This is a genomic window from Pantoea sp. GL120224-02, from assembly GCF_900215395.1.
Taxonomy (GTDB): domain Bacteria; phylum Pseudomonadota; class Gammaproteobacteria; order Enterobacterales; family Enterobacteriaceae; genus Pantoea; species Pantoea communis.
The window spans coordinates 239,892-262,714 of record NZ_OBEC01000004.1; the positions used below are offsets into that span (position 1 = coordinate 239,892).

Annotated in this window: 20 protein-coding genes; 6 read left to right on the forward strand and 14 right to left on the reverse strand. The window is 54.3% G+C overall.

Translation table 11 applies throughout. The annotated features are described in order from the left end of the window. The first annotated feature begins 211 nt into the window (after positions 1-211). On the forward strand, positions 212-1,636 hold the full coding sequence (locus CRO33_RS10185; protein ID WP_097118065.1) for an amino acid permease: 1,425 nt from the start codon (positions 212-214) through the stop codon (positions 1,634-1,636). A gap of 48 nt (positions 1,637-1,684) precedes the next feature. Here the strand turns inward: CRO33_RS10185 and CRO33_RS10190 are convergent, their stop codons facing one another. Beyond that, positions 1,685-3,835 (reverse strand): ornithine decarboxylase, encoded by a 2,151-nt coding sequence (locus CRO33_RS10190; protein ID WP_097118066.1) that lies wholly within the window; start codon positions 3,833-3,835, stop codon positions 1,685-1,687. Between the two features lie 548 nt (positions 3,836-4,383). Here CRO33_RS10190 and acuI point away from each other — a divergent pair. Further along, on the forward strand, positions 4,384-5,367 hold the full coding sequence (gene acuI, locus CRO33_RS10195) for an acrylyl-CoA reductase (NADPH) (protein ID WP_097118067.1): 984 nt from the start codon (positions 4,384-4,386) through the stop codon (positions 5,365-5,367). A 31-nt stretch (positions 5,368-5,398) separates the two neighbouring features. On the opposite strand, the gene CRO33_RS10200 is transcribed toward acuI, so the two are convergent. From CRO33_RS10200 to CRO33_RS10220, 5 genes are read right to left on the reverse strand one after another with little or no spacing between them, the layout of a single operon-like run. Next, a complete protein-coding gene (locus CRO33_RS10200; protein WP_097118068.1) occupies positions 5,399-6,178 on the reverse strand; it encodes a heme ABC transporter ATP-binding protein in 780 nt (259 codons plus the stop codon). Continuing rightward, positions 6,171-7,172, reverse strand: a complete 1,002-nt coding sequence (locus CRO33_RS10205; RefSeq protein WP_097118069.1) for a FecCD family ABC transporter permease — start codon at positions 7,170-7,172, stop codon at positions 6,171-6,173. Before CRO33_RS10205 ends, CRO33_RS10200 begins: the two co-directional genes overlap by 8 nt. After that, positions 7,165-7,989, reverse strand: coding sequence for a heme/hemin ABC transporter substrate-binding protein (locus CRO33_RS10210; RefSeq protein WP_097118070.1), 825 nt, complete (start codon positions 7,987-7,989; stop codon positions 7,165-7,167). The genes CRO33_RS10205 and CRO33_RS10210 overlap by 8 nt, the downstream gene beginning before the upstream one ends. After that, positions 7,986-9,008 carry a hemin-degrading factor gene (locus tag CRO33_RS10215; RefSeq protein ID WP_097118071.1) on the reverse strand — a complete coding sequence of 341 codons (1,023 nt, stop codon included), beginning with the start codon at positions 9,006-9,008 and terminating at the stop codon, positions 7,986-7,988. Before CRO33_RS10215 ends, CRO33_RS10210 begins: the two co-directional genes overlap by 4 nt. A 50-nt stretch (positions 9,009-9,058) precedes the next feature. Then, the gene (locus CRO33_RS10220) at positions 9,059-11,428 is read right to left on the reverse strand and encodes a TonB-dependent hemoglobin/transferrin/lactoferrin family receptor (protein ID WP_097118072.1); all 2,370 of its coding nucleotides are present in this window, start codon (positions 11,426-11,428) and stop codon (positions 9,059-9,061) included. Positions 11,429-11,658: 230 nt separating this feature from the next. Here CRO33_RS10220 and CRO33_RS10225 point away from each other — a divergent pair, with 230 nt between their 5' ends. After that, positions 11,659-11,946 (forward strand): SelT/SelW/SelH family protein, encoded by a 288-nt coding sequence (locus CRO33_RS10225; protein ID WP_097118073.1) that lies wholly within the window; start codon positions 11,659-11,661, stop codon positions 11,944-11,946. A gap of 68 nt (positions 11,947-12,014) precedes the next feature. Here the strand turns inward: CRO33_RS10225 and CRO33_RS10230 are convergent, their stop codons facing one another. From CRO33_RS10230 to CRO33_RS10260, 7 genes are all read right to left on the reverse strand, one after another. Next, complete coding sequence (locus tag CRO33_RS10230) at positions 12,015-12,554, reverse strand: PadR family transcriptional regulator (protein WP_097118074.1); 540 nt, start codon at positions 12,552-12,554, stop codon at positions 12,015-12,017. 90 nt (positions 12,555-12,644) lie between these two features. Continuing rightward, positions 12,645-13,427 (reverse strand): siderophore-interacting protein, encoded by a 783-nt coding sequence (locus tag CRO33_RS10235; RefSeq protein WP_255253265.1) that lies wholly within the window; start codon positions 13,425-13,427, stop codon positions 12,645-12,647. A gap of 395 nt (positions 13,428-13,822) precedes the next feature. Then, a complete protein-coding gene (locus CRO33_RS10240) occupies positions 13,823-14,032 on the reverse strand; it encodes a hypothetical protein (protein ID WP_034823294.1) in 210 nt (69 codons plus the stop codon). Between the two features lie 184 nt (positions 14,033-14,216). Continuing rightward, the gene (locus CRO33_RS10245; protein ID WP_097118076.1) at positions 14,217-15,083 is read right to left on the reverse strand and encodes a helix-turn-helix domain-containing protein; all 867 of its coding nucleotides are present in this window, start codon (positions 15,081-15,083) and stop codon (positions 14,217-14,219) included. A gap of 256 nt (positions 15,084-15,339) precedes the next feature. Continuing rightward, positions 15,340-15,504, reverse strand: a complete 165-nt coding sequence (locus CRO33_RS10250) for a DUF2474 domain-containing protein (RefSeq protein WP_097118077.1) — start codon at positions 15,502-15,504, stop codon at positions 15,340-15,342. 1 nt (position 15,505) lies between these two features. Continuing rightward, complete coding sequence (gene cydB, locus CRO33_RS10255; protein ID WP_097118078.1) at positions 15,506-16,510, reverse strand: cytochrome d ubiquinol oxidase subunit II; 1,005 nt, start codon at positions 16,508-16,510, stop codon at positions 15,506-15,508. A gap of 2 nt (positions 16,511-16,512) precedes the next feature. Then, entirely contained in the window at positions 16,513-17,928 is a 1,416-nt protein-coding gene (locus CRO33_RS10260) for a cytochrome ubiquinol oxidase subunit I (RefSeq protein WP_097118079.1), read from the reverse strand. Between the two features lie 569 nt (positions 17,929-18,497). Here CRO33_RS10260 and yghX point away from each other — a divergent pair. Then, positions 18,498-19,388: a YghX family hydrolase gene (yghX, locus tag CRO33_RS10265; protein ID WP_097118080.1), complete on the forward strand. Its 891-nt coding sequence runs from the start codon at positions 18,498-18,500 to the stop codon at positions 19,386-19,388. Positions 19,389-19,478: 90 nt separating this feature from the next. On the opposite strand, the gene CRO33_RS10270 is transcribed toward yghX, so the two are convergent. Beyond that, complete coding sequence (locus tag CRO33_RS10270; protein WP_097118081.1) at positions 19,479-19,844, reverse strand: winged helix-turn-helix transcriptional regulator; 366 nt, start codon at positions 19,842-19,844, stop codon at positions 19,479-19,481. Positions 19,845-19,945: 101 nt separating this feature from the next. Between CRO33_RS10270 and CRO33_RS10275 the strand changes: the two genes are divergently transcribed. Together CRO33_RS10275 and treF are read left to right on the forward strand one after the other, a co-directional pair. Continuing rightward, positions 19,946-20,800, forward strand: coding sequence for an SDR family oxidoreductase (locus CRO33_RS10275; RefSeq protein WP_097118082.1), 855 nt, complete (start codon positions 19,946-19,948; stop codon positions 20,798-20,800). 317 nt (positions 20,801-21,117) lie between these two features. Then, positions 21,118-22,773, forward strand: a complete 1,656-nt coding sequence (gene treF / locus CRO33_RS10280; RefSeq protein ID WP_097118083.1) for an alpha,alpha-trehalase TreF — start codon at positions 21,118-21,120, stop codon at positions 22,771-22,773. The last annotated feature ends 50 nt before the right edge of the window (positions 22,774-22,823 follow it).

Below are 22,823 nucleotides of genomic sequence, written 5' to 3' on the forward strand. Positions count from 1 at the left end.
ATTTCACGTCTCCACAGATAAATTAACAACGTCCCACATCGCTCTATAAATAATTTCTTGCATTGATTTAAATAATTAAAATATCGATGAAGATCACACTTCATCGCGGAAAATAACATCGTATCGGGCATATCAACATTATTTCATCAACACGGATGCTTGCATCCCGTGGGATATCCAATGTCATGCCTGAATTGCTAAGAGGAAATGTATGAGCCATTCACCCGCAAAACAGGATTCGTTAGGCGACGGCCTTTCAGATCGACAGGTTGGTATGATCTCCATCGCTGGCATTATTGGTGCCGGGTTATTTGTCGGCTCCGCGAATGCCATCGCCACGGCGGGCCCGGCCGTATTGCTCTCCTACGCGATGACCGGCGTGCTGGTGCTTCTGGTAATGCGCATGCTGGGTGAAATGGCCGTGCTGCAACCCGATTCGGGGTCCTTTTCCACCTACGCGGCGAAAGCCATTGGTCTGTGGGCCGGTTTCACTATCGGCTGGTTATACTGGTGGTTTTGGGTATTACTGATTCCGGTTGAAGCGATTGCCGGTGCCGATATTCTGCATGCTTACTTCCCTTCCATTGCCTCGTGGCAATTTACCACCGCGATTATCCTGCTGCTCACTGTCACTAACCTTTTTAGCGTTAAAAACTTTGGCGCCTTTGAGTTCTGGTTCGCCATCATCAAAGTGGTAGCGATTATTGGATTTATTGGCATCGGGATTGTGGCGATTTCCGGATACTGGCCGCTGGCAAATGTCAGTGGTGTGGCACATTTATATAACAGTATTGGCTTTATGCCGCACGGTTTTGGCGCAGTATTAACCGGTATTTTACTGACCATTTTTTCATTCTTTGGCGCGGAGGTGGTCACCATTGCCGCCGTGGAATCTAAAGACCCTGGTAAAAAAATCAGCCGTGCGATTAATCTGGTGGTTTACCGCATCGCATTATTTTATTTGCTGTCTATTTTCCTCGTGGTGTCGCTGGTGGCATGGAATGATCCGCAGCTGTTAGCCCAGGGAACATTCCAGTATGTGTTGTCCACACTGAATTTCCCCGGTGCCAAACTGGTGGTGGATTTGGTGGTGCTGATTGCCGTGTGCAGCTGCATGAATTCCGGGTTATATACCGCTTCACGCATGCTCTATTCTCTGGGTAAACGCGGTAATGCCCCGTCCTCTTGTGCCACGGTATCCAACGGTGGCGTGCCACGTGTGGCGGTATTGGGTTCCACGCTGGCGGGCTTTGTCGCTTGTATTGCCAACTACGCTTTTCCGGGCGAGGTGTTTGCCTTTCTGATCTCCACCACTGGCGCGATTGCGCTGATTGTCTATCTGGTGATTGCCGTTTCACAGCTGAGAATGCGTACGGCGATGGAAAAACAGGGCATCACGCCTGATTTTAAAATGTGGTTGTTCCCGTGGCTGACCTGGCTGAGCATTTTGATGATTGTCAGTGTGCTGGGCTATATGTTCTATCTGCCGCAGTATCGCTACGAGAGCTTAATGACGCTGATGGTGACGTTTATGGTGCTGTGCGTCGGTATTTACATCACCGGTAAACGCCGTAAGCAGGCGACATACCGCACAGGAAGGCTGGCTAAAGAGAAAATTCAGGTGGTTCGACACTAACAGGATGCTGACGGCGTGTGGTGATTGCACCGCACGCCGTCAGGCAGGTTAGCGCACCATCATATTTGCCACTAAGTGTTTACGTCCGCTGTCATCTTCCTCGGTGTAAACCCCTTGCAGCTCCGGTGAGAAGCCCGGCAACAAGTTGATACCCTCTTCCAGCGCGAGGAAGTAACGCTGCACCGCGCCACCCCACACTTCGCCTGGCACCACGCACAGCACGCCTGGTGGATAAGGCAATGCGCCTTCGGCAGCAATGCGCCCTTCAGCTTGCGCAATTGCCACCAGTTCCACCTCACCACGGATGTAAGCCTGATGCGCATCCTGTGGATTCACTTCGACTTTCGGGAAGCAGGCCTGGCGGAACATCGCTTTCTGCAGATCTTTCACATCGTAGCTGACGTAGAGATCGTGCATCTCCTGACACAGGCGGCGCAGCGTGTAGCCTTTATAGCGCTCCATGTTTTTGCGATAAATGCTCGGCAGCACTTCAGCCAGCAGCGCATCCTCTTTCACATGGTGTTCAAACTGCTCCAGCATCGCCACCAGATGCGCCATCTTCTCCGGATTCTCCGCTGGCGTCAGCAGGAACAGGATGGAGTTGAGATCGCACTTCTCCGGCACAATGCCGTTCTCGCGCAGGTAGTTCGCCAGAATAGTCGCCGGAATACCGAAGCTGGTGTATTCACCGCTGGCGGCATCAATGCCTGGCGTGGTCAGCAGCAGCTTGCAGGGATCGACCAGATACTGCTCGCTGGCGTAACCCTCAAAGCCGTGCCATTTCTCGCCTGGCGCCAGGCTGAAGTAAGCCGGATCGGCGGCGATAACCTCGGTTTCCGCCGACTGCCACAGCTTGCCGTGCACTTTCTCCGGCAGGAACGGCTGAATCATCTCGCAGCGTTCCAGAATCGCTTTACGTGCATCAATGCCGATGGTGACGCATTCGTGCCACATGCTGCGTCCGGCTTCACCTTTGTGCATGCGCGCATTGATATCCAGCGCAGCAAACAGCGGATAGAACGGGCTGGTTGAGGCGTGCAGCATAAAAGCGTTGTTGAGACGCTTATGTGGACAGAAGCGCTTCTGACCCCGGATGTGGTTGTCTTTCTTGTGAATCTGCGAGGTCTGCGAGAAGCCCGCCAGCTGTTTGTGCACCGACTGGGTGACAAAAATGCCGGGATCGTTCTCGTTCAGCTCCAGCGTCAGCGGCGAGCAGCCTTCCATCAGCGGGATAAATTGCTCATAGCCCAGCCACGCCGAATCAAACAGGATGTAGTCGCACAGATGGCCGATGCGATCCACCACCTGACGCGCGTTGTAGACGGTGCCGTCATAGGTGCCAAGTTGGATGATCGCCAGACGGAACGGACGCTGATCTTTGGCACGATGTGGCGCGACTTTCTGCACCTGTTCGCGCAGGTAAGCTTCATCAAAGCAGTGCGCATCAATGCCGCCGATAAAGCCGAACGGATTACGTGCCGCTTCCAGATACACCGGCGTAGCGCCCGCCTGAATCAGCGCACCGTGATGGTTGGATTTATGGTTGTTGCGGTCAAACAGCACCAGATCGCCGCGCGTCAGCATGGCGTTGGTCACCACTTTATTGGCGCTGGAGGTGCCGTTCAGCACGAAATAGGTTTTATCGGCGTTAAACACTTTCGCTGCGTACTTCTGTGCATGCTTGGCCGAACCTTCATGGATCAGCAGGTCGCCCAACTTGACGTCTGCGTTGCACATGTCGGAACGAAACACGTTCTCGCCATAGAATTCATAAAACTGACGCCCGGCCGGATGCTTACGGAAAAACGCCCCGCCCTGATGGCCCGGACAGGCAAAGGTGCTGTTCTGCATATCAACATAGCGCGTCAGGGTATCGAAGAACGGCGGCAGCAGGTCAGACTCATACGCCTGCGCGGCTTCTTCCAGCGCTTCCCACTCTTCCGGTGCACCGTTGATTTCCCCGGTCACGCCCGGCAGCTTCAGCACTTCTTCATCGAACGCGTTGGCGACAAACACCGGCAGATTAAAACCGGTCTGGCGCAACAGCGTTAACACGCCACTGCGTGTATCCGCCAATGAGACGACCACCGCCGCCACATCGGTAAAATCAGTATTGTCGAGCGTCACCACATCACGCGCGGTGTTCAGGCTCAGGCTTGGCGCTACCGCAACGCTGGCAGCGATTTTCAATGGATTCATAACACAAATCCCCGTAATGAAGGATGAGTGGGTGCCAGTGGCACAGCAATGAGGAAAATTCCCCGGCGAATAACGTCTTCGGGCGGATCAACCGCCGCAACCGATAGACATCAGTAAAGTCAGATCGCGTCTGTCTTTAGTCATGTCCAACAGCATAGCGCGTTAAGCTGGCCTCACCGCATGGTGAGGGAGAATTGCGAACAACAGATGACGGAGGGCCGCTTATCGTAAAGCGAACGGAGACAAGTGCAAAAGCGCATTGTACCGAGCATGGCGGCGTCCTCAGGGTGGATGGAATCAGTGGAAAACTGCGGCGCAATGATGGCATCTTTTTTTTACTGGAACAACCCGTTGCAACGAGATTGATACGCATAAGCAACATTCAGCAACAATCTGATTAATAAGTGAATATCAAATCATCGAGTGATAAAAACGCTTAAATATCTTTATGTTATGCGAATTTATGCAAGGTGTGTCCGCCTTCATGTTGCTCCCTGTTTCCAGAGGAGTAATATGGCCCGCACTTTCCTCAATCAGCCGGAGGCTGCATGTTTAAGGCATTAGTCATTGAAAATGATGAGCAGGGATACCGCACTTCCCTGCAGGATCTGTCAGAACAACAGTTGCCCGATCAGGATGTCTCCCTCGAAGTTAGCTACTCCACCCTCAACTACAAAGACGCGCTCGCCATCTGCAATAAAGGGCCGATTGTGCGTCAGTTCCCGATGGTGCCGGGTATCGATTTTGTCGGTCGGGTGATCAGCAGCCGCCATCCAGAGTGGCAGCAGGACGATGTGGCACTGCTCACCGGTTGGGGTGTGGGTGAAAAGCATTGGGGCGGACTGGCGCAGAAGGCCAGCGTTTCTGGTGACTGGCTGGTGAAAGTGCCTGCGGCTTTAAGCCCGTTGCAGACCATGGCGATTGGCACCGCCGGCTTCACCGCGATGCTGTGCGTTCTGGCTCTGGAAAAACAGGGCATCACGCCGCAGCAGGGTCCGGTGCTGGTGACGGGTGCCAGCGGCGGCGTCGGCAGTTTCAGCGTCAGTTTGCTGGCCCGTTTAGGCTATGACGTGGTGGCCTCCAGCGGACGCGCCAGCGACAGCGATTACCTGATCAACACCCTCGGCGCCTCATCGATTATCGATCGCGCTGAACTGAGCGCACCCGGCAAACCCCTGGCGAAAGAGCGTTGGGCCGCAGCGATTGATAGCGTCGGCAGCCATACGCTGGCCAACGTGCTGGCGGGCATCAAGCGCGATGGTGTGGTGGCAGCCTGCGGCATGGCGCAAGGTCTGGATCTCCCCACCAGCGTGGCACCGTTTATTCTGCGCGGCGTGGTGTTAGCCGGAGTGGATAGCGTGATGTGCGCTAAGCCGTTGCGTGAGCAAGCGTGGCAGCGTCTGGCGGAACTGGTGGATGGCGCACTGCTGGAGCAGTTAACCAAAGTCATTCCGCTAAGTGAAGCGCGTGAAGGTGCCGAGGCATTGCTGGCGGGCGAAGTTCGTGGACGTCTGATTGTCGATTGCCGGTAACTTTTTGGGCGCCATAAATGGCGCCCCACTTCTACGCCCGCAGCTGAATTTGCGGCCTGCCCTGCTCTTGCGGCATCACAACATGCAGTTCCGCCTGATACCAGCGCGTCAGCGTGGTTTCCGTCATCACTTCTTGCGGTGAACCCTGCGCCACCAGCTTGCCCTGATGCAACAGCAGAATGCGATCGGACCACAGCGACGCCAGATTGAGATCGTGCAGCACAGTGCAGACGCTAAAGCGACCGTTGCGCGTCAGCTTATGCAGCAATCGCAAACTGTACTGCTGCCAATACAGGTCGAGTGCGGAGGTCGGCTCATCAAGAAACAGCCAACCGCGTGGACCATCATCATGCCATAACTGCGCCAGCACTCGCGCCAGCTGCACGCGCTGCTGTTCCCCACCGGAGAGCGAACGATAATCGCGCTTCGCCAGTTCCAGGCTGCCAGTGATGTGCATCACCTCTTCAATCACCGCTTTGGATTTGCTGGCAGGCCAGGGCGCACGGCCCATCGCCACCACCTCTTCAGCAGGCAGCGGAAAAGTCACGCTGTTTTGCTGGCGCATCACCGCACGACGTTGCGCCAGCGGTTCACGCGGCCAATCGATTAACGGGCGATCGCCGAGCCAGCACTCCCCCGCTTCAGGCGCCAGAAACCCAGTTAACAGGCGCAACAGCGTGGACTTGCCTGCGCCGTTGGGGCCGATTAAGGAAATCATCTCACCAGGCTGCAAGGTAATAGAGACATCATCAATCAGCGCACGCGTGCCATGACTAAAGCGCAGGCCGCGAGCCTGCATTGAATCACTCATTCATCCCCCTTTTCTGACGCAGAATCAGCCAGAGAAACCATGGTCCACCGATCAGGCTGGTGATCAATCCCACCGGCATTTCCGCCGGGATCACCACCGTGCGCGCCAGCGTATCCGCCAGCAATAGCAAGATGGCTCCCGCCAGCGCCGAACCCGGCAGCATCCAGCGATGATCGCTACCAACACAGAAACGCATCACGTGCGGCACCACCAGTCCGACAAAACCGATAATCCCGCTCACCGACACCGCCGTGCCCACCAGCAGCGCACTCAGCACCAGTAACTCACGCTGGGTGCGCTTCACATCAATCCCCATGTAATGCGCGTCTTCCTCACCGAGTTGCAGCAGATTAAGACGGCGCGCACGGGTCTGGATGGCAATCAACGCAGGAAGAATCAGTACAGCACACACCGCCAGACTCGGCCATTGTGCCGCGCTCAAACTGCCCATGCCCCACAGTGCCAGCTGGCGTAACTGCTGGTCATTACTGAGCCAGGAGAGCACACCCACCGCCGCACCGCACAAGGCGTTGATGGCGATACCGATCAGCAACAAACGTGACAGATTCCCCAGCGCCAGCCGGCTGAAACTAAAGATCAGCAGCGTGACGACCAGGCTACCGATAAACGCAGCAATCGATGGCAGCCACAGCGCCAGCAAAGGCGGCAAGCTGAGCGGCACCACAATCGAAACCGCTACTGCTAGCCCCGCTCCACTGCTGATCCCAAGCAAACCCGGGTCGGCCAGCGGATTGCGGAACAGGCCCTGCATCACCGCGCCAGAGACTGCCAATGCCATACCGAGCAACACCGCCAGCAATACGCGCGGCAGGCGGATGTTCAGCCAGATTTGCCACGCCATATCGCTGAGCGGCGCATGGAACAGCGTGCGCATCGACAGCGGCATGGCACCAAAATTGGCAGCCATCAGCATGCAAACCACCATGCTGATGCCCATCAATAACAGCCAGCGCATCACGGCGGTGTTAGTCATGTTTTACCGCTTCGGCGGCCTTACGCAGTTTCACGATGGTCTCCGGCGTATCAAGACCAAAGCCCAACATGGCCATCTCATCGACCACCAGCAAGGCGTGATGCTGGCCTGCAGGTGTTAACGCCAGCCCGGGCAGCGACCAGATATTCTCTTCGCCGCCCAGCGTGCGCAGGCCATCTTCACCCACCACCACCAAATCCGGCGCGGCAGCAACCACACCTTCCTGTGACAGCTGCTGATAATGCGGGATTGCCGCCATGGCGTTGACCAGACCGGCACTGCGGATTGCAGCATCAGCGCCGGTTTGGTTACCTGCCGCCTGAGTGCGCATGCCACCGTGCGACATCACAAACAGCACTTTGACTGGCAGCGGCTGCTGGGGAATCTGCGCGCGCTGCTTGTTCACTTTCTCAATCAGCGCCTTCGCTTCGGCATCACGATGGAGCGCTTTGCCGATGGTGGCGATCTTTTCCGGGATGGCGTCGAGGCTGGTTTTGCCGGTGACATCCACCACTTTCACGCCAGCGCTCTCGACCTGCTGTAACACCAGCGACGGTTTCGCCAGCTCGCTGGTCAGCACCAGCGTAGGCTTCATCGCCAGAATGCCCTCGGCATTAAGCTGGCGCATATAACCGATATCCGGCAACTTGTTAGCCTGCGCTGGATGCTGGCTGGTGCTGTCGCGCGCCACCAGATTGGCCTGCGCATCCAGCGCATAAATGATTTGTGTCACATCACCGCCGATCGAGATCACCCGTTCAGCGGCAAATGCCGGCAGTGCCAGCGCGCCCAGCAATAACAGCGTCAGACGTTTCATGCTGTCGCTCCCAATGCAGTGACCTGCTCACGCCAGCGCGCCTGCTCTGGCGTGCCTTCGCTACGCTGTCCATACAGCTGCGCGATCTGCGTGCCATCGGCAGCAAAGAGTTCGAGGCTGGTGACAAAGCCATCGCCACTCGGTTTGCGCGTCACCCAGCTCTCGGCAATGTGGTCCGCCATCAGGTGCAGCGTGAAGGTTGGGTTGAAGATGTTGACCCAATTGTCCATCGGCATCAGCTTCTCCACCGCACCGGTGAAGATCTGCGTGCAACCCCGGTTGCCGATAAAGATCATGATTTCGTTGCCATCCTGCTGCGCCTGCTCCAGCAGTTGAGCCAGCGAATCGTTGCTGACCTGACGCGCCAAATCGTCCGGCACCGCGTGAAACGCCTGCTGGCGTGAAATATTGTGGCGCTTCAGTAAGCCAAAGAACTGATGCACATCGGTGATGGCGCGCCATTCGGCTTCCACTTTATCGGCATCAATGGCGCGGCTGTGTTCCTGCGCGGTGGCAGGTTGTGGATCGAGTGCCGCAGCGGCTTCGCTAGTGAACTCAGCGATCAGCGCATCCCATGCCGCCATGTCGGTATTGTCGGTGGTGTAGATTTTCAGTACCGCATCCGCGTGGCGATCAAAAATCTGAATACTTTGACGTTCGCCGCGCGCTGTCTGCTCACGCAGGAAGAAGGCGCTGTGCCACTGTGCCGGGAACAGACGCTGATCGAGCGCACGTGGGTTAAGGATCAGCCCGGCATGTTCGCCGAGGTGCAGGTTTTCATATTTGCCTACCTGCTCATGCACCGCATATTCGTTGCGGGTAATACTTTTGGTTTCACCAACGGCTTCCAGTGCCTTCAGCAACGCCGGGAAATCTACTTTTAACGCTTGCGCATCCTGGCCGACGCGCGCTTCACACAGCTGCGCTTCGCCAATGCCCATCAGGGCCGCCAGATCGCGGGCATACTTCTTCGGATGCTCGCCCTTCAGCGCCAGGTAGTGATCGTAACGTGGGTTCATTGCTCTTGCTCCATGAAAAGGCCCTGCGCGAACGCAGGGCGAAAAAATGATTAGAAGTCGACGTTCACACCGAGTTGGAAGGTGCGGCCTGGCTGAGTTGTCAGTGCGATATCGTTGCGATCCTGTGCGGTATCGCTGGTCATTTCGCGGCTGCTCAGGTAATCCCAATATTTACGATCTGTCAGGTTATACACGCCACCGCTCAGCTTGACGTTCTTAGCCACCTGCCAATAAGCCGTCAGATCGACCATACCGTAACCCGGCACGCGCTCGTAATCGGTGGTGGAATCGGTCAGTGCAGAACCGGTATTGGTATAGCTCTGGCGGTTGGTCGCTGTGGCTTTTTTGCCCTTCACGAAGGTTGCCGTCACAGCAGCACCGTACTCGTTCTGCGGCGCATCCCAACCCAGGCCCAGCACCGCTTTCATTGGCGGTACGCTTTCCAGATCGACGTAACGGTCGCCTAGGTAACTCGATTTAGATTTACCTTCGTTATAGCTAAAGGCGAAGCGTGCGCTCAGGCCCTGCACATCTTGATACCAGGTGCCGAAATTCACCTTCCCACTCAACTCAGCACCATAGATATAGGCTTTATCGCGATTCTCTGACTGATAAGTAGTGTAAATGTTGCCTGGAACGTTGGTGAATTTCTCCGGGCTACCGGCACGGGTGTAACGGTTATAGGCAATGAAGTTTTTGTAAGCGTTGTAGTAAACCGCTGTGTTCATCACCACGCCTTCGGTCGGCTGTCCTTTCAGACCCCATTCGAAGTTGTTGCTGGTTTCGGTTTTCAAATCCGGGTTACCAATCAGCGCATATTGCTGACTACCCGCATAGCTGGAACCGAGGTTCCATGAACCATACAGCTGGCTGGCGTTCGGGAATTGTGCGCCGCGCTTGTATTGTAGATAGGTCATCAGTGTTGGCGTGAGCTCATACTGGAATGCCAGTGATGGCAGAACCTGCGTATCGCTATTGCCTGAGCCATAAAGCGTTTCAACTTCTGATTCGGTTAGAACGGTGCTGCCGCTGGTCAGGCTGCTGAGGTTATCAGGCTTGGTATTTTGGTAAGCCACACGTACGCCCGGCACCACAGCAAAGTTGTGGCCATCCAGGTCGAAGTTGATCTTATCCTGCACAAAGCCGCCCAGCGTGTAGCTGCGGCTGTCTGCTTCAGGCTGCATGATTACACTGAAGGTACCAGGCGTCGGTGACTGGCGGAATGGGCGCTCGGTTTTTTCCAGACGTCCATTTAAACCGGCGGTCAGCTCATGACGACCCAGCGTTTTAGCCAGGTTGGTTTCAAAGCCGTAGCTGTCAGTGTTGTAGTCCGAGTAAACCGTTTCATAGGCTGACGCACTCGAAGGCATATAGGTGTTGTCATGCGCTTCGGTGTGCTGCCAGTAGACACGCGTGCTCAGGCTGTCGATGAAGTCGTTGTAAGGCGTGTACTCGTCCGCCAGGCTCAGGCCGAAGCGACGGGTATCGCTCTGCTGCTGTGCGGTGCCGTATACGGTATTGCCTGAAGTATCCCAGCTGTCGTAATGGGTGTGATTGGTTTTATGGTAGAAATCGGCGGTACCGGTGATTTTGTGCGCGTCATTCGGCTCCCACACCACGCTGCCCAGCAGTGCGTCAGAGTGCCAGTTGGCAGGATAGGCGCCACGGCTCGCATCATTGTTTTGCGTTTCCTGGCCATCGCGACGGCTGTAAACAAAGATACCGCGCAGTTCCTGATCGCCTGCTGCGGCAGTGATGCCGTTGTGCCAGCTGCGGTTTGAGGAATCGAAGTCGCTCTGGTAGCCAAAGTAGGTGGTTTTACCAGGATGTAAGTAGTCGTCTGGCGTCTTGTTGCGGAACGATACCGCACCACCAATCGCGGTGTTGGCCTGAGAGACTGAAGTCGCGCCTTTATCAATATCCACGCGACCAAACATGTATGGGTCGATGTAATCGCGGCCAATACCAAAGGTATCCAAACCGGCGCGGCTGACGTAGCTACGGCCAGTGGCATCCGGCAGAGAAACACCGTCAACGTTGATATCGACGCGGTTGCTTTCAAGACCACGGATGTTGTAGCCGGTGTAGCCCGCGCGATCAAAACCACTTTTACCTGCAGAAGAGCCGCCGCTTGCACCAGTTGCCGTCACGCCTGGTTCGTAGCGCATGATGGTACCGAAATCATTGCCGCCATCCCGCTGCATATCGGCGGCGGTAATGGTGCTTTTGCTACCGGCTTGTTTCTCCAGCTTCGGCGCAGTTACCGTCATAACCGGCTCTGCACTGGTGGATTTGTCAGAAGATAAAGCAAGTGTCGTGTTGTCGTTGGCTGCATAGCTGCAAGCGGCGTGAATAGCGGAAGACAAAATCGCAACTTTAAACAGACGTTGCTGGGTCATTCCCTGAAAGAGTGAAGACATGCGCGAAATACCTGGTTAATTGTTAGTATTCGCTCACTGGATTGCCGCCAAAAAAACGCGATATGCGTTAATAAACCGTAAAATGTGTGGACTTATTTTATGTAATAAATAATTTCGTCAGGAATGTAATGCAATTGGTAATCATTATCAATAAACTTTACACTAAGATGTATCTTAGACCGCACATTTTGTTAACTTGTTTATAATCAATAATTAAGAAGAGGCGCCTGATGTCGCAAAAACCGGCTGTGACGATTTACTACTGCACTCAATGCAACTGGCTGCTGCGTTCGGCGTGGATGGCGCAGGAACTGCTGCACACTTTTGCCGAAGATTTGAGCGCGGTGACGCTGAAACCTGGTACTGGCGGCGTATTTGAAATCTCGATTGATGGCACGGTGATTTGGGAGCGTAAACAGGAAGGCGGATTCCCGGATGCGGCCGCGCTGAAACAGCGCGTGCGTGATTTCTGCTGGCCGGATCGCGAGTTAGGGCACGTGGATAAGAAGAAGCCCTAAAGAGGGTTTCAATAAGGGCGCCAGGTTGCGCCCATGACAGAAAATCAAAACGTTAATGCCTGTGAGGGTTAACTGCTGGCGATTTTTTCCGTCGCTTCATTCAAAGCGTTAATCACAATTTCCAGCGCCTCAGGAGAAATATCTTCCTGCGACAAACGATGGTTCAGCGTATGCCGAATATGATGAATCGCCTGCTCGACTTCCGGAATACTGCGATTATTCACCAGAATCGCCAGCGAAGTCAGTCGCTCAATAATATTGGCAATATTCTCGCCGTTCTCGGCTAATAATGCGCGACCACCTTCATTGAGTGCGTAGGCTTTACGCGACGCATGCGCATCCACTACGCGGATTGCATCCATCTCTTCGAGCAAAGTGAGGTTAGGATAGATGATGCCAGGGCTGGGGGAGTATTCCCCTTTGGACAGCTCTTCCACTGACTTGATCAGCTCATAGCCATGCGCAGAACCGTTGGCGAGGAAATGCATCATCAACAGGCGGATATCACTGGCATCCAGCATCCTTTCCCGGCGCTTTTTACGCGCACCTGCACAAATTGCACGTTGTGCATTATCGGACTGCCATGGAAAATCCCGCTGCTGTTTCATTGCCTTCCCTGAGGTCAATTAAGGGAGGTTGATAGTAGTCTGCCGCCTGGCAAAATTCAACACAGGCGGCAGCGGGCGCGGCGAAGTCAGTTATTTCTGATGCCAGTAAGCCACCGCGCGTACGAAATCAGTGTGCGCACCACGGCGTTGCGTGAAGTAGTCGCTCAGCAGTTTTACCGCTTCACCTTCACCTGTCAGCCAGATGAAATACTCTTCTGTGGGCAGTGAGATCTGATCCAGCTGCGCAATCAGCGGGCCGAGGTTATCTACCTGCATGCTGCCACTGCCGAGCCAGGTCACCTGCACATTTGGCAGATCGCCGAGATAATCGCGTCCGGTGGTTTCATCGGCGTAGGCCAGCAGATGGATCTGCTGCGCCTGCATCTCAGCGTAGCGACGCTTGAAGGCTGGCAGACCGGTCTCATCGCACACGTAAATCTGGCAGGCATAATCCACGGGCACCACACAGGAGCCACGCGGGCCGCCCATGGCGATTTGATCACCTGGCTTTGCCTCATTCGCCCAGCTGCTGGCCACGCCGCCATCGTGAATATAGAAATCGAGCGTCAGGGAATCCGTACCGTTAAACGCCAGCGGCGTGTAGTCACGCGCAGCCGGACGTACGCCACCAGGCCAGACGATCCCTTCTTCGGTCATTTGCGGCAAGGCCAAAGCACTGCCAGCGTTGTCCGGGAAGAACACTTTGATGTGATCGTCGAACGATGGCGAATTGAAGCCCGCCAGATCGCTGCCGGTAAACTCGATGCGCCAGAATTCACCGGCGATTAAGGTTTTGCTCGCCACGGTGATATGACGGAAACGTAATTCGTTGCGTACGCGCTTCGGTGCGCGATCGTTAGTGTTTTTTTGCAAGAGATCTCTCCAGACAAAGGCGTTACTAAATGCGAACCTGCTGTTACCCATCCGGGGTGGCAGGATTGCCGACCCTTCAGCTGACGATACCGTAACTTGAGAGTCGTTCACGTCAAACGTTATCGAAAATCATTCTCATCTGACGTCAGGCAGAATAGCTATGATATATCTTCGATGCAATGCCGAAAAATGCTATTGGGAAAAGTTGCAGAATTTTCGGTGTGGCTTGGCAGGTATTAACGCTGAAGGGGTTTCAGGAGAGCACCGCAGCGAGTTCTCCCGCAAAGGGAATTGAGTTCGACTAGCGAACAACAGCAAGCAACGATCGCGCCGCAACAAACGTGCGGCGTGTCATCGATATTAACGGAGTAAAGCGCGGTAAAACGGAGGTGAAATCAGGCCTGATGGTTACTGCAGTTGACAAAGCTATTGTCATCCTGGCTGTGCTGCGGCAGCGGGTTATCACCCACAATTTCATGCTGCTGGCAGTGAGTCTGATGAGGATGCAGGCCGCCCGGCGGAGAGAAAGGCTCAGCCATCTGTGCACTTGCCAGCGAGGAAAACGCCACAAGCGCTGTCATGAGGAACAACGGTAAAAGTCGCATAATTTTTTCTTTTTCACTTTAGCGGTCCAGAGCGGACCAGGAATGCAGGTGATTATCCAGCCTGATGTGTGGCGGCTGGTGTTTTACGCGGCCAATCAGGTTTCAATGAAGGATTTTACGCCAGTTACGGCGAATATTTTATAAAATCGTGCGGTTAGTCACAGATAACCGCACGATTTATGCATTAGCAGGTGGAGACCGGAATGTAGAAAGTGCCCTGCAGCAAATCGGGCGTGCTGTATTTCAGATCCAGCTTGAGCAGGTCTTTACCGGCCCGGCGCGCCACACCCAGTGCAGGCAAGTGGTTGTAGTAAATCTCGGCGGTAAACGCGTTGATCTCTTCCGGCGTACCGTGCCAGTCAATTTCCGCATATAAACCACTCTCGCCGGTCCAGTTCTGCACGTTGCGCGGCAGCACATCGGCATACTGACTTTCCAGTGCCTGGAACAAGCTAATGTGCTGCTGATCGGCTGAATTCACTCCCGGACTGAACTGGAATCCCAGCCAGCCACGACTGACATGCTTACCGGCAAAACGGACAAAATCGCGGGTATACTGCGCGACCACCTGATTATGATGATCGATGTACTCGCCAAAGCGGCACTCCCACTCAATCACTTCGCCACACAGCTGCAACTCCGGCTTCTCGGCCAGACGCGCGTTGACCCACGAACGCTGCGTGGAAATACGACTGTGGAAATCCTTCATCAGCATGTCCGGGATACGACGATAGGCGCCGGGCGTCATGGAGAAGTGGCTTTTGAATACCCTCGTGAAATTCTGCTGGTTATCGAAGCCAAAGCGCACGGCAATATCGATGAGCGGCATGCTGGTCAAACGCAGCGCCATCGCTGACATGGTCAGGCGACGCTTGCGCGTATACGAGGCCAGCGTTTGGCCGGTCATCTCTTTGAACATGCGCTGCATGTGCCACTTGGAGTAACCAGATTTCAGGGTAATCAGATCGATATTGAGCTCATCGGTCAGATTCGCCTCTATCCAGTCCACCAGATCGTTGATGTACTGTTTTTTAAGATTCAGGCTGAGCATGATTTTTTCAATCGAGTGATAAGTGTGAAGGTAATGAATTTGCGCGATTAGTCACATAAATATAACAAAAACGTATTACTTACGTAAGGAAGAGTAAAGGCAGCGAGGCGGGAACAGCATTAATTGCTTAGGTTACTAACGTTTTAGGGTCAATTTTTGCACTGCGATAATGTGAATAAGGTCGCTATTACCAGCGACCTTCACGCAATTTTTGTAACGGGGCGCACACTGTTGCGAAACCGGTCTCTGTGAAGACTCAGTGCGTATGCATGCCTGCCGCGTTCATCATCATACGAAACAGTGATGCCACCACACCCAGTGCCAGCACGCTTGCGCCATAAATAATGACCAGCCATATCACCCGCTTCCACCATGGCGACGGCGTTACCCTGTCTTTCATCTTGCTGACCTGGATTGGCATATCAATGGTACCCCTCATCGGCTTTGATTTTTCCGCGGAACACGTAGTAACTCCAGAAGGTGTAACCCAGAATCACCGGAATAATCAGTAAAGCGCCCACCAACATAAACGCCTGGCTACTGGCCGGAGATGCGGCCTGCCAGATAGTGATCGACGGCGGTACGATGTTTGGCCAGATACTGATACCCAGACCGGAGAAACCGAGGAAAATCAGCGCCAGCGTCAAAAGAAACGGTGAGTAATGCGCCTCACGCTTGATGGCGCGCACAATCCCCCACGAGCACAGCACCACCAGTAGCGGAACCGGCAGGAACCAGAACAGGTTGGGACGTGAGAACCAGCGTTGCGCGATATCCGCGTGGGTGAGCGGCGTCCAGACACTGATAATGCCAACCACCAACAGCAGCGTCAGGGTGAGCGGTGTGGCCAGCGCTGACATTTTGCGGTGCAGGTCGTGCTCAGTTTTCATAATCAGCCAGGTGCAGCCCAGCAGTGCATAAGCAATCACTAAGCCAATACCGCAGAACAGCGGGAACGGCGCCAGCCAATTCATTGCTGAACCGACATATTCACGGCCTGATACCGGGAAGCCATTAAGAATGGCGCCCACGGCCACGCCCTGACTAAAGGTCGCCAGCAGCGATCCGGCGATGAACGATTTATCCCAAAACGGACGATGCTCTTCAGTGGCTTTAAAGCGGAACTCAAACGCCACGCCGCGAAAAATCAAACCGATGAGCATCGCGGTTAATGGGATCGATAGCGCATCCAGCAGCACCGAATAGGCCAGCGGGAAAGCGCCATACAGCGCTGCGCCCCCCAGTACCAGCCAGGTTTCGTTACCATCCCACACTGGCGCCACGGTGTTGACCATCATGTCGCGCTCGATCGGATCTTTGTTGAATGGCAGCAACAGCCCAATCCCCAAATCGAAGCCATCCATCACGATATACATCAGGGTGCCAAACACGATGATGGCGAACCAGATGATAGAAAAGTCGATCATAATTATTGCTCCCCACGTTTATGGGTATTGGCCGCTGACAGCGGACGAGCCGGAGTGTGTTGCTCGCCCGGGCCACCGTGCGCCACTTCTCTACCTTCACCGGTCACTGGACCTTGTTTAATCAGGCGCATCATGTAGTGATAGCCGACACCAAACACCGAGCAGTAGACCACGATGAACGCCATCAGGCTGATGCTCATGTGCAGATTGCCATGGGCGGAGACCGCATCAATGGTGCGCTGCACGCCATACACTACCCACGGCTGGCGACCCATTTCGGTGGTGATCCATCCCGCCAGAATGGCGATCAGTCCCGATGGCCCCATCAGCAAGCAGAACCACAAAAACGGCCGTGACTGATACAGGCGCTTCTTCACCCGCAGCCACAGGCTGATCACACCCATACCGATCATCAACAAACCGAGCGCTACCATCACGCGGAACGACCAGAAAATCACGGTGGAGTTTGGGCGATCCTCTTTCGGGAAAGTTTTCAGTGCCGGGATCTGCTTCTGAAGGCTGTGCGTCAGAATCAGGCTACCGAGATAGGGAATCTCCAGCGCATATTTGGTGCGCTCCTGCTCCATATCCGGCACACCGAACAGAATCAGTGGCGTGGCTTCACCTGGCTTGTTTTCCCAGTGCCCTTCTATCGCCGCGATTTTGGCTGGCTGATACTCCAGCGTGTTCAGGCCATGTGCATCGCCGAGAAACGCCTGAATCGGTGAGACGATCAGTGCCATCCACAGCGCCATCGAAAACATCTTGCGCACGGCAGGGTTGTCATTGCCTCGCAGCAGATGCCAGGCCGCTGAAGCGCCGACAAAGAAGGCACTGGCGAGGAAAGCCGCGGTGGACATATGTAGCAATCTGAACGGGAATGACGGGTTAAAAATGATCTTGAGCCAGTCCTCCGGCACCACAACGCCGTTTTCGATGATGTAACCCTGTGGGGTGTGCATCCAGCTGTTACTGGCCAGAATCCAGAAGGTCGAGAAGATGGTGCCTAACGCCACCATGCAGGTGGCGAAGAAGTGCAGACCAGGACCGACGCGATTCCAGCCAAACAGCATCACACCGAGGAAACCCGCTTCCAGGAAGAAGGCGGTTAACACTTCATAGGTGAGCAGTGGCCCGGTGATACTGCCGGCAAACTGCGAGAAACCACTCCAGTTAGTGCCGAACTGATAGGCCATTACCAGCCCGGAGACCACACCCATACCGAAGTTAACGGCAAAGGCTTTGGACCAAAAATGATAGAGATCGCGATAGGTCTCGTTGCGGGTTTTCAGCCACATCCCTTCGAGCACCGCCAGGAAACTGGCGAGGCCGATGGTGATGGCTGGAAAAATAATATGGAAGGAGACAGTAAAGGCGAACTGTATCCTTGCCAGGTGAAAGGCATCTAATCCAAACATTGCTTACCTCATTGCCACAAAGTGCACTGGAATTTTTACTTATAATGAACCACAGCGTGCGGGGAGTTATTTCGTCTTATCGGATGAAAGGTCGCACTAATGTAAAAGGAAGCAGTCAGAACGAAAATAAACAGAGGAAGTCTTTAAAACTATAACAGTGTTTGTTGATAACGATCATTGTCTTCATCAAAGACTAATTGATTGATATCACAATTCTAAGGTTAACAACCCTCGATTATTGTAGCGATATTGTTATTAATCTTCACGCTAAGATCTCAACGTTAAACGTTAACTCTCTCATTTGATTATTTTTTAGTGCGGATAACAGGAAGGTTAATTCAATCCTTAACCAGATAGCGTGTCAATAATTCCAGACAATATGATGTTATCTCGATTGTTAATTAAAATAGCCCTCTTTTAAAACCAAAGGATATATTTTTTACGGGCCTGGGCCAGACACATTGCGCTCCTCTCTCTCTTAACGCTTTGCGGCATAGCGTTTGCAAGCATTAACCCGCTGTGCTTTTTTAGAGCAGCAAAGCCATCGGTTAATCAGCGAAGGAGAGGTTATGACCCGTCTTACCGCACAGGATTTTCCCCAGGAACTGCTTGAGTTATATGACTATTACGCGCACGGCAGGATCAGTAAACGTGAGTTCATCACCCTGGCCGCCAAATTCACCATCGCTGGCATGACCGGTGCCACCCTGCTTACCGCCATGAGCCCCAACTATGCACTGGCGCAGCAAGTTGAATTCACCGACCCCGAGATCAAACCCGAATACATCCACTATCCCTCTCCGCAAGGCCATGGCGAGGTGCGCGGCTATCTGGTGCGTCCAGCCAAGGCAACCGGCAAAGTGGGCGCGGTGGTGGTGGTGCATGAGAATCGCGGACTGAATCCATACATTGAAGATGTCGCACGTCGCGTGGCCAAAGCCGGATATATCGCGCTGGCACCGGATGGCCTGAGCTCAATGGGCGGTTATCCGGGCAATGATGAAGAGGGTCGTGCAATGCAGGCCAAAGTCGATCCCACTAAGTTGATGAACGACTTTTTTGCTGCCGTCGATTTCCTGATGCACCACGAGGAAGGCACTGGCAAGGTGGGGATCACTGGCTTCTGTTACGGCGGCGGCGTGGCGAATGCTGCTGCAGTGGCCTTCCCGGAACTGGCTTGTGCGGTGCCATTTTATGGTCGCCAGCCCAAAGCGGAAGACGTGCCGCGCATCAACGCCCCGCTGCTGCTGCACTATGCCGCGTTAGACAAAGGCATCAACGAAGGCTGGCCAGCCTACGAAGAGGCGCTGAAAGCTAACCATAAAACCTATGAAGCCTATATCTATCCCGGCGTGAATCATGGCTTCCACAACGACTCGACCCCACGTTATGACAAAGCGGCAGCAGAGTTAGCGTGGAGCCGGACATTGGGGTGGTTTGAGAAATATTTGCACGTCTGACAGTGCCGAACTTGCGTAGCGGACTGATTTATCGGGTGTTCCCAGGTGCTGACACATCAAGGAGATGCGCGATGCATGAGGCCGCTACGCCTACGCGTTATCCTTTACAATGCGGTGCACATTGCTTTCCAGCCAGTCGGCCAGGCCAATCACGTGCCCTTCAACTTCACGTCCGAGCGGCGTCAGTCGATACTCCACATGCGGTGGCACCACTTCATAGGCGATGCGCTCGATAAACCCATCTTCTTCCATATAGCGCAGCGTTTGCGCCAGCATGCGTTCACTGACGCCACCAATCTTGCGGCGCAATTCACTAAAACGCAGCGTTTCTTCGCGCAGCGCTAATAATACTAATACGCTCCAGCGGCTGGTAATGCGCTTGAGCACGTCACGTGAAGGGCAATTGACGTTAAGCAGCTCGCCGCGGATAAATTTATTACTCAATTTTTCAGACATTTATGCTGCCTCTTCCAAACTAACAAATCTGTAAGTACTTACTAAAAGTTAGTTTATCCCTTAGGCTGATTTCATTCCAGCTCAAACTGAAGGAGAACATCATGATTGCGATTACCGGTGCCACAGGCCAACTGGGCCGTTTGGTGATTAACGAGTTACTGAAAAAAGTGCCTGCCAGTGAAGTGATTGCGGCAGTGCGTTCACCTGAGAAAGCAGGCGATTTGAAAGCGCTGGGCGTGACGTTGCGCGCGGCGGATTACAGTAAGCCAGACACGCTGAAAAGCGCGTTCAGCGGCGTCGACAAACTGCTGCTGATCTCTTCCAGCGAAGTCGGCCAGCGTGAAGCGCAACACCAGGCGGTGATTGATGCGGCAAAAGCGGCGGGCGTGAAGTTTATCGCTTACACCAGCCTGCTGCATGCGGACACCACCACGCTGGGTCTGGGCGTTGAGCACCGTGCTACCGAAGCGATGTTAAAGGCCTCAGGCGTGCCCTATGCCCTGCTGCGAAACGGCTGGTACACCGAAAACTATGCCGCCAGCATTGCCCCGGCGCTGGCGCATCACGCCTTTATTGGCGCGGTGGGTGAAGGCCGCATCTCATCGGCCGCTCGCGTGGATTATGCCGCCGCCGCCGCTGAAGTGATCAGCCGTGACGATCAGGCTGGTAAAGTGTATGAACTCGCTGGTGATGAGAGCTATACGCTGGCCGAGTTCAGCGCCGAGATTGCTAAACAGTCTGGCGAGCAAGTGGATTACATCAACCTGCCGCCTGCTGAGTTTGAGGCAGCATTGAAAGGCGCCGGTTTGCCGGATGCGTTGGCAGAACTGCTGGCGGACTCCGATGCCGGTGCCGCACAAGGCGGGCTGTTTGATGACAGCCGAGCGCTGAGCAAACTGATTGGTCGCCCGACCACGCCTTATGCCGAGGTGATTAAAGCCACACTGGCAAAATAATGCCTGTTCAGGCCAGCCCGAGCTGGCCTGATTCCCGTCTCGTATGCCATCAAATGATCAAAGCCAAACGCGGTATTTAAGTCAAATAATGGCGATTTTCTTATTTACAGATAATTCTGTGCACTGATTTGAACCAGCATTTAAAACACTGCTTTCATTTCCTGAAATATAGCTTGTTGTAATCGCTGAAAATTCACTAAAAAGCCGGATCAATCGACAAGATTTATTACGTTCATAGATATTTCGCATTGTTGTCTCGGCTATTCAAAGCTCTATAATTTGTCCTTTGAGCAACCAGGCAATTTCAGGAGGCCGCTATTAATACTAACCAGCAACATCAAGCTTTCGGGGAACACGAAGCCCATGCTGATCTGGGGTATCAATACGATCCTCACGAATTTATCCGCGAAGGCATGGAGGATTCCGAGCCGGAACCGGAGCTGATCCAGGGTCTGCCCGCGCCAGATGCGCTCACCCCTGCCGATCGCTACCTTGAACTGTTCGAGCACGTGCAGATGTCGCGCATATTTCCGGATGGAAAAACCTTCCCGGACTGCGCGCCAAAATATGATCCGCTGGATATATTAATCCGCTATCGTCGAACTCGTCGCTCGGCCGAATTCGATCTCGAAAAATTCGTGCACGACCAATTTTATTTACCTCAGGTGAATGAAAGCTTTTATGTTTCCAATCCTGATAAATCGCTGACGGAACATATTGACGAGTTGTGGCCGGTGTTAACCAAAATGCCGCAACAGCATTTACCGCACTCATCGCTGCTGCCGCTGCCAAAACCCTATGTGGTACCCGGCGGACGCTTTGGTGAGACCTATTACTGGGACTCCTATTTCAGCATGCTCGGCCTTGCCGATGCCGGGCGTGACGATTTGCTGCGCGACATGGCAGATAACTTCGCATGGCTAATCGATAACTACGGCCACGTGCCAAACGGCAACCGGACTTATTATCTCAGCCGCTCACAGCCACCGGTGTTTGCCCTGATGGTTGAGCTGTTTGAAGAGGATGGGATTCGCGGTGCCAAGCGTTATCTCGACCAGCTGATGAAAGAGTATCAGTTCTGGATGGATGGCGCGGGCGAGCTGATGCCACATCAGGCTTATCGCCACGTGGTGCGCATGCCGGATGGCTCGCTGCTCAACCGCTACTGGGATGACCGCGACACCCCGCGTGATGAGTCGTGGATGGAAGACGTGGAAACTGCCAGCAAATCGAGCCGACCGGCTAATGAGGTGTATCGTGATTTGCGTGCCGGTGCCGCATCCGGATGGGATTACTCCTCACGCTGGTTGCGCGATCCGCAACGTCTGGCCAGCATTCGCACTACGCAGTTTATCCCTGTGGACCTGAATGCGTTTCTCTACAAGCTGGAGCTGATGATCTCCACGTTGTCGCATGCTAAAGGCGAAGAGCTGACGGCGCTGGCGTGGCAGAAGAAAGCCGACACGCGTAAGCAGGCGATTCATCGTTACCTGTGGGATGACACCGCAGGCGTGTACCGTGATTACAACTGGCGCGACGAACGCTTTGGTGCCTTCACGGCAGCGGCTGTGGTGCCGCTGTTCCTCGGCCTGGCCACGCCGGAGCAAGCGCATCTGCAGGCGGTGGCGCTGCGCCAGTTGCTGCTGACGCAGGGCGGTCTGGTGACATCGATGGTAGAGAGCGGTGAACAGTGGGATAAACCCAACGGCTGGGCACCATTACAATGGATGGCGGTAGTGGGTCTGAATCATTACGGCGAAGAGACGCTGGCGACAGAGATTGCCGTTAACTGGCTGACCACGGTGAAGAACTTCTATTCGCTGCATCACAAACTGGTGGAGAAGTATGACATCAGCGGCGATCGTGCCCGTCCGGGTGGCGGCGGTGAATATCCACTGCAGGATGGATTTGGCTGGACCAACGGTGTGACCCGCAGGCTAATGTCGATGTACGGGCATCTGCTGGCGGATTAAAACAGAAAGGGCGCATCAGCGCCCTTTCTTTTTGGTGGTCATTATCGCAG